The sequence below is a fragment of the Stenotrophomonas sp. PS02289 genome (assembly GCF_029960115.1).
In the GTDB taxonomy this organism is placed as follows: domain Bacteria; phylum Pseudomonadota; class Gammaproteobacteria; order Xanthomonadales; family Xanthomonadaceae; genus Stenotrophomonas.
Genome location: NZ_JASCOZ010000167.1, coordinates 1 through 9,591 on the forward strand (window position 1 = coordinate 1; position 9,591 = coordinate 9,591).

Annotated in this window: 8 protein-coding genes; 2 read left to right on the forward strand and 6 right to left on the reverse strand. The window is 66.1% G+C overall.

Features of this window, described 5'->3' with window-relative positions; genetic code table 11:
* Positions 1–48: 48 nt before the first annotated feature.
* Positions 49–1,032, reverse strand: a complete 984-nt coding sequence (locus QMX83_RS17695) for a LysR family transcriptional regulator (RefSeq protein ID WP_282297961.1) — start codon at positions 1,030–1,032, stop codon at positions 49–51.
* Between the two features lie 174 nt (positions 1,033–1,206).
* Between QMX83_RS17695 and cysK the strand changes: the two genes are divergently transcribed.
* Both cysK and QMX83_RS17705 read left to right on the forward strand, forming a co-directional pair.
* Complete coding sequence (gene cysK / locus QMX83_RS17700) at positions 1,207–2,166, forward strand: cysteine synthase A (RefSeq protein ID WP_282297962.1); 960 nt, start codon at positions 1,207–1,209, stop codon at positions 2,164–2,166.
* A gap of 217 nt (positions 2,167–2,383) precedes the next feature.
* Entirely contained in the window at positions 2,384–2,983 is a 600-nt protein-coding gene (locus QMX83_RS17705) for an O-acetyl-ADP-ribose deacetylase (RefSeq protein ID WP_282297963.1), read from the forward strand.
* 59 nt (positions 2,984–3,042) lie between these two features.
* Here the strand turns inward: QMX83_RS17705 and QMX83_RS17710 are convergent, their stop codons facing one another.
* The 5 genes from QMX83_RS17710 to QMX83_RS17730 form a co-directional block, all read right to left on the reverse strand.
* Complete coding sequence (locus QMX83_RS17710; protein WP_282297964.1) at positions 3,043–4,338, reverse strand: M1 family metallopeptidase; 1,296 nt, start codon at positions 4,336–4,338, stop codon at positions 3,043–3,045.
* A 404-nt stretch (positions 4,339–4,742) separates the two neighbouring features.
* Positions 4,743–5,747, reverse strand: coding sequence for a class I fructose-bisphosphate aldolase (locus tag QMX83_RS17715; RefSeq protein ID WP_282297965.1), 1,005 nt, complete (start codon positions 5,745–5,747; stop codon positions 4,743–4,745).
* A gap of 210 nt (positions 5,748–5,957) precedes the next feature.
* Positions 5,958–7,424 carry a pyruvate kinase gene (pyk, locus tag QMX83_RS17720; RefSeq protein WP_282297966.1) on the reverse strand — a complete coding sequence of 489 codons (1,467 nt, stop codon included), beginning with the start codon at positions 7,422–7,424 and terminating at the stop codon, positions 5,958–5,960.
* A gap of 179 nt (positions 7,425–7,603) precedes the next feature.
* Positions 7,604–8,287, reverse strand: coding sequence for an HAD hydrolase-like protein (locus tag QMX83_RS17725; RefSeq protein ID WP_282297967.1), 684 nt, complete (start codon positions 8,285–8,287; stop codon positions 7,604–7,606).
* Entirely contained in the window at positions 8,287–9,462 is a 1,176-nt protein-coding gene (locus QMX83_RS17730; RefSeq protein ID WP_282297968.1) for a phosphoglycerate kinase, read from the reverse strand. The genes QMX83_RS17725 and QMX83_RS17730 overlap by 1 nt, the downstream gene beginning before the upstream one ends.
* Positions 9,463–9,591 lie beyond the last annotated feature (129 nt).

Sequence of the window (9,591 nt, forward strand, 5' to 3'; positions counted from 1 at the left end):
ACCGGAAACACGGCGGCCTCGGTAGCGCCGGCCGTTGGCCGGCCCTCGTCAAACCGTGATCGTCTGCGTCAATTCTTCCCACGTCGGCGGCAACGGCCAGTTCGCCTCCTGATTCCCATCAATCACCCGACGCAGGTCGCGGGTGTCGATCTGCGGGGCGAGCACGTGAACCAGCTCCAGCGCGTAGTCACGCAGCACGCGGTCGCGCGGCAGCACAGCCCACGCGATGCATTCATCAATCGGAGCCGGGGCCGGCCATGCGCGCAGATCCTCATCACTGGCATTGACCGCCATTTCCGCCAGCAGGCCCACACCCAGGCCCGTACGCACATAGGTCTTGATCAGGTCCGCATCCAGCGCGGTCAGCGCGATGTCCGGGGTCAGCCCGGACGCGGCAAACGCACGCTGCAGCGAAGAACTGCCGCGCGTGGACGACTCATAGCTGATCAGCGGCTGCCCGGCCAGCGCATTCAGGTCCGGCGCGGCACCGGGGCGGTCCAGCGCATGCCCGCGCGGCACCAGCACCAACCGCCGCCAGCGGTACAGCGGAATGGCCAGCCCGGCGGTGGGCTCGGCCCCGGCAGTGGAAATGATGGCGATATCGGCATCACCCTGGCTGAGCAGGTCCAGCGCGTCGCTCTCGGCGGCCTGCTGAAGGTGCACGCTGACCTGCGGGTAGGCCTGCTTGATCCGCGCCACCGCCGGCGGCAGCACGAACCGCGCCTGGGTGTGGGTCGTGGTCAGGATCAGCTGGCCCTGGCTTTCGCGACGCTGGTTGGCGGCATAGGTGCGGATGTTGTTGGCCTCGGCCAGCACCGCGCGGGCACGCCCGATCACCTCGACCCCGGCCGGGGTCACGGCCTCCAGGCTGCGTCCTTTACGTACAAACAGAAGAAACCCCAGTTCGTCTTCCAGCTGTTTCAGCTGCTTGGACAGACCGGGCTGGGTGGCATGCACCCGCGAGGCAGCCAGCGTGATGTTGAGCTCGGCGTCGGCGATGGCGACCAGGTAACGGAGTTGGGTCAGCGTCATGGGCGTGCCGCGAAAGGGTAAGGGAACGGCTTGACTGTAAGACAGTTGCCGTCACCAGCTTATAACCAAATGTTGTTTATGAAGGTAATCACTTCATTTCGCGCGGTCATATGCCAGCGCTACGGTCAGCGCTGAGCCGTTTGGCCCCTTCACGTTCTCCTGCGGAGCAACCCCATGGCCCTGTACAACTCGATCCTGGACACCGTTGGCAACACCCCGGTGGTGCGCCTGAACCGGATCGCCCCCGCGCACGTCACCCTGTATGCCAAGGTCGAGTCGTTCAACCCCGGCGGCTCGGTCAAGGATCGCCTGGCCCTGGCCATCATCCTGGACGCCGAAGCCCGCGGCCTGCTCAAGCCTGGCGATACCATCGTGGAAGCCACCTCGGGCAACACTGGCGTGGCATTGGCGATGGTCGCCGCCGCCCGCGGCTACAAGTTCGTGGCCACCATGGTGGAGACCTTCTCGATCGAGCGCCGCAAGCTGATGCGCGCCTATGGGGCCAAGGTGATCCTAACCCCGGCGGCCGAGCGCGGCTCGGGCATGGTGCGCCGTGCGAAGGAGCTGGCCGAGGAGCACGGCTGGTTCCTGGCCAGCCAGTTCACCAACCCGGCCAACCCGGCCTATCACCGAAACACCACGGCCGCGGAGATCCTGCGCGACTTCGCCGGCAAGCGGCTGGACTACTTCGTGACCGGCTGGGGCACGGGCGGCACGTTGACCGGTGTCGGCGAGGTGCTGAAGGTGGCCCGTCCGGAAACCCGGATCATCGCCACCGAACCGGAAGGTGCGGCGTTGCTGGGCGGGGCCGAGTGGAAGCCGCACAAGATCCAGGGCTGGACCCCGGACTTCGTGCCGGACGTGCTCAACCGTGAAATCTACGACCAGCTGTTGAACATCGATGACGCCCGCGCCATCGAGACCTCGCGCCGGCTGGCCGCCGAGGAAGGCATCTTCGTCGGTATCTCGGCGGGGGCCACCGTGGCCAGCGCGCTGGATGTGGCGGCCAAAGCTGAACCGGGCAGCGTGCTGCTGGCGATGCTGCCGGATACGGGCGAGCGGTATTTCTCCACGCCGCTGTTTGCCGATATCAACGAGGGGTCGGACGACGACTGGCTGGCTGGAACCCCGTAAAGCGGGGCTCTGCCCCGCTGACGCGCCGACCGTGTCATGACCGCTGCGCCCACCTTCACGGTGGGCGTTCGCGTTTGGGGAACGGTCGGCGTGAAGACCGGCACGCCGGGTCGCACGGTCTGAGACGGCAATGACGCAGTCTCTACCTGCCGCCGGTTACCGTGAACCCAGGCAGCAATTCCCCCAGCACGGCCCGGCATCAAAAGGAGCGGCACGCATGAAGATCGAAGTGTGGCAGGGCGACATCACGACCCTGGCGGTGGATGCGATCGTCAATGCGGCCAACGAATCCCTGCTTGGCGGGGGCGGCGTGGACGGGGCGATCCATCGAGCGGCCGGGCCACAACTGCTGGCCGAATGCGCCGCACTGCCGGAGGTAAGACTGGGCGTGCGCTGCCCGACCGGCGAAGTCCGCGCGACAGGGGCGTACAACCTGCCGGCGCGGCACGTGCTGCACACGGTGGGACCGGTCTGGAACGACGGTACCCGCGCCGAGCCGGAACTGCTGGCCAACTGCTACTGGAAGTCGCTGCAGTTGGCCGAAAGTCTGGGGCTGCATTCCATCGCGTTCCCGGCGATCAGCTGTGGCGTGTTCGGCTATCCGCTGCATCAGGCCGCGCAGATTGCCGCCACCGAGACGCTGGCGTGGCAGCGCTCGCACCGCGAGCCGCAGCGGATCATCCTGGTCGCGTACAACGCGGCCACGTTCAAGGCGTATCAGTCGGCCTTGGCGGCACTGGGGCAGCCGGTGGAGCCTTCGGCACCGGCGTTCATGGCGAATCTTGGGTTGGAGTTGCCGCCGGCGGCCGCGCTGTAGAGCCACGCCATGCGTGGCTTCGCGGTGCCGGACGAAGAGCAGCCACGCAGGGCGTGGCTCTACGGGTAGATCCATTTGCTGAAGAACGGCTGCAGCGAGCGCCCGGCGGCCTGCTCCATCGCGTGCTGGAAATCGGCAGTCACCACGGAGCGTCCATCATTCGCCTGCGTGTAGGCACGAATACCGCGCCAGAATGCATCCTCGCCCATTTCCACGCGCAGCAGATGCAGCACATAGGCCCCTTTCTGGTACACCACCGCACGATCATCCGCGGTCGGCGCATTCCAGTCCGGATAGACCAGGGGACGATCTGCACCTTTCGCGCGCAGCGACTCCACCCGCTCGCTCCACGCCTTGATCTTTGCCTGGTACGCGGGCTCGCCCTGCGCATGCTGCAGGTACGCGGCGGTCATGAAGTTGGCGAACCCTTCGTTGAGCCAGAAGTGTTCCCAACTGGCACACGTCACCCGGTTGCCCCACCACTGGTGAGCCGCTTCGTGCGCGATCAGCGCGATCTGATCCGGGGCATCCAGTACCTCGGCACCGTACGCCTCGGACATCACTGACAGCCCGGCCATTTCCTGACCGATGGTGCGTGCCACCAGGGCCTGGCTGTAATCGCCCTGATACGGGAGGCCTGCCTTGTCGGCGAAGAAATCGAGCATGTGACCCGTGCGGGCGAAAACCTGCTTCAGCTGCTGCGGTGAGCGGCTAACCGAAAGCAGGTGAAGCGCGCTTCTGCCGTACGGCAACGTGGCCTGCTGGTAACGGCCTGCTGCGAATCCATACACGTAGGCCGGCATCGGCGACGCCAGCATCCAGCGGTGCTCTACCCGTCCGTCCGGCAGCGTGCGCGCTGCCAGCGCGCGCCCGGTGCCTGCGGCCTTCAATCCTGCTGGCAGGGTCAGCGACAGCGCGAGGGTTGCCCGTTCGTCGGGAGCATCCACCGACGGCATCCACTGGCTGGTGGAGAAGACGGTGTAGACCTCGTCGCGTTCCGGGGCGAATTCCAGACCGAACGGTGGTGCGCCTTCGTAGAGCACTTGCAGCGCAGTCGGTGCGTCTGTGGGCGCGGGTTGGTCGAGGGTGATATGCAGGCGACCATCGTGTTGCTCGAAGACCAAAGCGCGGTCGTTGTGCGTGACCGAGGTGATGTTCAGTTGGCCGCTGTCGAGGACGACTGCGGTGAGGCCTTCGTGCGCGGGCTTTAGTGTTACCGACATTTGTCCGGTTACGCGTTTGCCCGCGATGTCGGGGACGAGTGCGACGTCGTAGTGGAGGATGTCTACGGCGCGGTTTATTGAGGCCAGTGCCGTCGTCGGAAGCAGGAACGCAATGAGTAGCCAGGCGCGCATTGCGGAGAGTCCGTTCGGAGATTGAGTTTCGGATCGTGACAGATGTGGCGCGCGATGCGGGTGTTCCGCGAACGGCAGCCGGGCAAGCCCGGCTCTACATGGGCCTCCGATTGCCCGTCGGGGCAGGTCGGGATGGGCTGGAGGGGGCATGAGCCGCATGGATGCGGCGACTGAGCTTACAAGGACGTACTTGCAGCGTCCCCCGGAACGCCCATCCCGACTTGCCCAGCCGGAGATGCCGCGAACGCTGGCTGTCCGCCTGAATCCAGCAGCAGCCACGCATGGCGTGGCTCTACGGGAATCGTGCAACCGCAGTACGCTGATTGCAGGCACCGGGCACAAAAAATCCGGTGCCAGACTGGCCGGCACCGGATTCTTGATTACTGCAGCGGGTCAGGCGTGGATCAGCCGTTCCACTTGCCCAGGGCGGCCTGGCCGTTTTCCTTGGCACGCTCGAACACGGTCTTCTGTGCTGCGGCGTAGTTGCCCTTCATGTCCTTGGCCCACAGCTTCAGTGCGGCCTGCTGCATGGCGCGGCCGTAGGAGAAGCTCAGCGGCCACGGCAGGTTGCCCATCTGGTTCATGGCGTTCAGGTGCGCGGTCGACTGTTCGTCGCTCTGGCCACCCGACAGGAACACCACGCCCGGCAGGATCGCCGGCACGGTGCTCTTCAGGCACATCACGGTCGATTCGGCCACTTCTTCAACGTCGGCCTGCTCTTCGCTGCCCTTGCCGGCGATGACCATCGACGCCTTCAGGATGGTGCCTTCGAGCAGCACGTTCTGCTGGTACAGCGCGTCGAACAGCGAACGCAGGGTCGCTTCGGTCACTTCGTAGCAGGTTTCGATGTCGTGTTCGCCATCCATGATCACTTCCGGCTCGACCATCGGCACCAGGCCGCATTCCTGGCACAGCGCCGCATAACGGGCCAGCGCGTGCGCGTTGGACTCGATGCAGGTACCCGACGGAATGCTTTCGCCGATGTTGATGACCGCGCGCCACTTGGCGAACCGCGCACCCAGCTTGTAGTACTCCTGCAGGCGCTCACGCAGGCCGTCCAGGCCTTCGGTGACCAGCTCGCCCGGGCAGCCGGCCAGCGGGTGGGCACCCTTGTCGACCTTGATCCCCGGGATCATGCCGTGGTCGGCCATGTACTTGGCGAACGGCACGCCGTCCTTGGTCGACTGGCGGATGGTTTCGTCGTACAGGATCGCGCCGGAAATGTGCTCGTTGAGCTTCGGCGTGGTCAGCAGCAGCTCGCGGTAGGCACGACGGTTCTCTTCGGTGTTCTCGATGCCCACGCTGGCAAAGCGCTTGGCGATGGTACCGGTGGATTCGTCGATGGCGATGATGCCCTTGCCGGGGGCGACCATGGCCTGGGCGGTTTCGGCCAGCTGTTCGATGCTCATGTATTTCCTGTGGCGGGTGCGGGAAAACCGCAATTATAGACCCGCCCTTCCCTGAACTGGCTGTCCACGGAGTCTGGAAACGCTTTCAGAGGTGCGTCGGTGGACGGTGATCGCGGTTTCGATCGTTGCCGCCTGGGCCGGCCAACGGCCGGCGCTACCGTTCGATCCCGTGCCGCCGTGGGCGCGTGTGCGCACCACGGCGGTATCGCCTTACAGGTCGCCCAGGCCGCTGGCGCGACCGTCTTCGCCTACTTCGAGCAGGCGCAGCGTGTTGGTCGCGCCGTGGGTTTCCATGTGCTCGCCGCTGGTGAACACGACGCGGTCCCCTGCTTGCAGGCGATCGGCTTCCACCAGCAGGCGGATGCTGCCGCGTGCGGCTTCACGCGGGGTCAGGCCGCGGCTGTCGAAATTGATCGGGAACACATCGCGCATCAGCGCCATCTGCCGCCGAGCGCCGTCGTGACGGGTCACCGCGAACACCGGGGCCGAGGCACGGAAGCGCGACAGATAGCGCGCGGTGCCACCGGATTCGGTCATTGCGACGATCGCGCGCACGCCCACGTGCTGGGACAGGAACATGGTGGCCATGGCGATGGCCTGGTCGGCACGTTCCAGGTTGCGCGGCGACGCGCCGAAATCGGTCTCGGTCTGGAACTGACGCTCTGCACCCAGGCAGATGCGGGCCATCGCTTCCACTGCCTTGACCGGATACGCGCCGGCTGCGGTTTCGGCCGACAGCATGACGGCATCGGTGCCGTCGATCACCGAGTTGGCCACGTCCAGCACTTCGGCACGGGTCGGGATCGGGCTTTCCACCATCGACTGCAGCATCTGCGTGGCGGTGATCACCACCTTGTTCTGCGCCAGCGAGGCCTTGATGATCTTCTTCTGCAGGCCCGGCAGCTCGGCGTCGCCGATTTCCACGCCCAGGTCACCACGCGCGACCATCACCACGTCGCTGGCATCGACGATCTCTTCCAGATTCTCGATGGCTTCCGTGCGCTCGATCTTCGACACCAGGGCCGCATCGCAGCCGTGCTGCTGGGCGATGGCCCGCGCGTCGTTCATGTCCTGCGCGTTACGGCAGAACGAGACCGCAATGAAGTCCACGCCGATCTTGGCCACGATGCCGATCAGTTCCTTGTCGCGCTCGGTCAGCGCGCCCAGCGACAGCCCGCCGCCCTGCTTGTTCAGACCCTTGCGGTCGGACAGCACGCCGTCGTTGAGCACGGTGTTGATGATGCGCTCGCCCTGCACTTCCACCACCTGCAGCTGCATCAGGCCGTCGTCGAGCAGCAGCACGTCGCCCGGACCCACGTCCTGCGGCAGGCCGAGGTAGCTCACGCCCACCTGGCTGGTGTCGCCGGCCGGTGCATCCGGCGAGGCGACCAGGTCGAAGCGGTCACCGGCCTTGAGCGTGATCTTGCCTTCGGCAAAGCGCTCGATACGGATCTTCGGACCCGGCAGGTCGGCCAGGATGCCCACTTCCACGCCCACCCGCGCGGCAGCAGCACGAACGTCGGCGGCACGCTTGGCCTGGCCCGACGGGTCGCCATGGCTGAAGTTCAGCCGCACCACGTTGACGCCGGCGCGGAACAGATCCTCCAGCACGCCGGGCTTGTCTGTTGCCGGCCCGAGGGTGGCGAGGATCTTGGTGCGACGCTGACGCTCAATCATGGTTAAAGGGCTCCCTGGAAAGGGTCGAAATTAGCACACCCTTCACGTCCCATGAATACGTTTACACCTTTGCGCCCACTGGGTTTCGCCGATGTCCTACGGACAGTCCCGAAAGCCGGGACAGGACACCGTGCGTCCTGCATGCGACATGCGGCAGCGTACGGAAAGCCGCCGCCTGTTCAGCCCAGCAGCGACAGCAGCGCCTCGGGGGCCGCCGCGAGGTGCTGCGCACCCGCTGTCTGCAGTTCCGCTGCTCCGCCAAAGCCCCACAGCACGCCGATGTTGCGCATCTGGTGGTGCCGTGCACCCTCGATGTCCATGCGACGGTCGCCGATCATCCAGCACTGCTGCGCCGGCAACTGCAGCCGGCGCAGTGCTTCGGCGACCAGCTGCGGCTTCTCGCTGCGGCTGCCGTCGATGGTCGCGCCGATCACGTCCTCGAAGCAGCTGCCGAATGGCAGGTGCTCGACGATGCGCCGCGCATGCGGCTCGTTCTTGGCGGTCACGATGGCCAGCCGGTGGCCGCGTGCACGCAGGTCCTGCACGACCTGGCCGATGCCGGCGTAGACCTCGTGTTCGCGCCAGCCGACCACGTCGAAGCGTTCGCGGTAGTAGGTGACCGCCTGCTCCACTTTTTCCGGATCGTTGAACAACGGCGCAAAGCTGGTCCGCAACGACGGGCCGATCCAGCGCCGCAGTTCCTCCTGCGGCGGCACCGGCTGACCCATCTGGGTCAGCGCATGCGCCACGCACTGGGTGATGCCGACGGCCGAGTCGATCAGGGTGCCGTCGAGGTCGAAGAACAGTGTGTCGAGTTCAAGCCCGGCATGGGCAGCGACCACGCCGGGATGTGCCAGTGACATCAGTTGCCCCGGGCTTCGAGTGCCGCGACGGCCGGCAGGGTCTTGCCTTCCAGGAACTCCAGGAATGCACCGCCACCGGTGGAGATGTAGCTGACCTGGTCGGCGATATCGAACTTGTCCACGGCGGCCAGGGTGTCGCCACCGCCAGCGATGGAGAACGCCGGCGAGGAGGCGATGGCCTTGGCCAGTGCTTCGGTGCCGTGGCTGAAGGCTTCAAACTCGAACACGCCGACCGGGCCGTTCCAGACCACGGTGCCGGCCTTGGCGATCAGCCCGGCGTAGTGCTGCGCGGTCTGCGGGCCGATGTCCAGGATCAGGTCGTCTTCGGCGACCTCGTTGACCGCCTTCACCGAGGCCGGTGCATCCGGCAGGAACTGCTTGGCGACGACCACGTCCGTGGGCAGCGGAATATCCGCGCCTCGCGCCTTGGCGTCGGCCACGATTTTCTTTGCGGTATCCAGCAGGTCCGGCTCGTACAGCGACTTGCCCACCGGGTAGCCGGCGGCGGCGATGAAGGTGTTGGCGATGCCGCCACCGACAATCAGCTGATCAACCTTGCCGACCAGGTTGGCCAGCAGTTCCAGCTTGGTGCTGACCTTGCTGCCGGCCACGATGGCCAGCAGCGGCTGCGCCGGCGCGTGCAGGGCCTGGGCCAGCGCATCCAGTTCGGCCATCAGCAGCGGGCCACCGGCGGCCACCGGGGCGAAACGGATCACGCCATGAGTCGAAGCCTGCGCGCGGTGCGCGGTGCCGAAGGCGTCCATCACGAACACGTCGCAGAGCGCGGCGTACTTCTTCGACAGGGCTTCATCATCCTTGCCCTCGCCCACGTTCATGCGGCAGTTTTCCAGCAGCACGATGGAGCCCGGGGCCACGTCCACGCCATCCACCCAGTCGCGCACCAGCGGCACGTTCACGCCGAGCAGTTCGGACAGACGCTGGGCCACCGGAGCCAGCGAATCGGCTTCCGTCCACACGCCTTCCTTGGGACGGCCCAGGTGCGAGGTCACCATGACCGCTGCGCCCTGCTCCAGTGCCCGCTTCAGGGTCGGCAGCGAGGCGGTGATGCGCTGTTCGGACGTGATGCGGCCATTCTCAATCGGCACGTTCAGGTCCTGGCGGATCAGCACACGCTTGCCGGAAAGGTCGAGGTCGGTCATGCGGACGATGGACATGGGGCAGCAGCTCTTCATGGAAAAGGAAAGGGCGCCGCGCACGGCGCAGTTGCACATTGTACCGGTCATGATTCCCGGTAGCGCCGGCCGTTGGCCGGCCCGCATGAACGTTGCATGCAACCCGTGGGC

Excerpts from the sequence above, each read along its gene's own strand:
- QMX83_RS17695 (WP_282297961.1), bottom strand. The coding sequence starts at position 1,032 with ATGACGCTGACCCAACTCCGTTACCTGGTCGCCATCGCCGACGCCGAG.
- cysK (WP_282297962.1), top strand. The coding sequence starts at position 1,207 with ATGGCCCTGTACAACTCGATCCTGGACACCGTTGGCAACACCCCGGTG.
- QMX83_RS17705 (WP_282297963.1), top strand. The coding sequence starts at position 2,384 with ATGAAGATCGAAGTGTGGCAGGGCGACATCACGACCCTGGCGGTGGAT.
- QMX83_RS17710 (WP_282297964.1), bottom strand. The coding sequence starts at position 4,338 with ATGCGCGCCTGGCTACTCATTGCGTTCCTGCTTCCGACGACGGCACTG.
- QMX83_RS17715 (WP_282297965.1), bottom strand. The coding sequence starts at position 5,747 with ATGAGCATCGAACAGCTGGCCGAAACCGCCCAGGCCATGGTCGCCCCC.
- pyk (WP_282297966.1), bottom strand. The coding sequence starts at position 7,424 with ATGATTGAGCGTCAGCGTCGCACCAAGATCCTCGCCACCCTCGGGCCG.
- QMX83_RS17725 (WP_282297967.1), bottom strand. The coding sequence starts at position 8,287 with ATGTCACTGGCACATCCCGGCGTGGTCGCTGCCCATGCCGGGCTTGAA.
- QMX83_RS17730 (WP_282297968.1), bottom strand. The coding sequence starts at position 9,462 with ATGTCCATCGTCCGCATGACCGACCTCGACCTTTCCGGCAAGCGTGTG.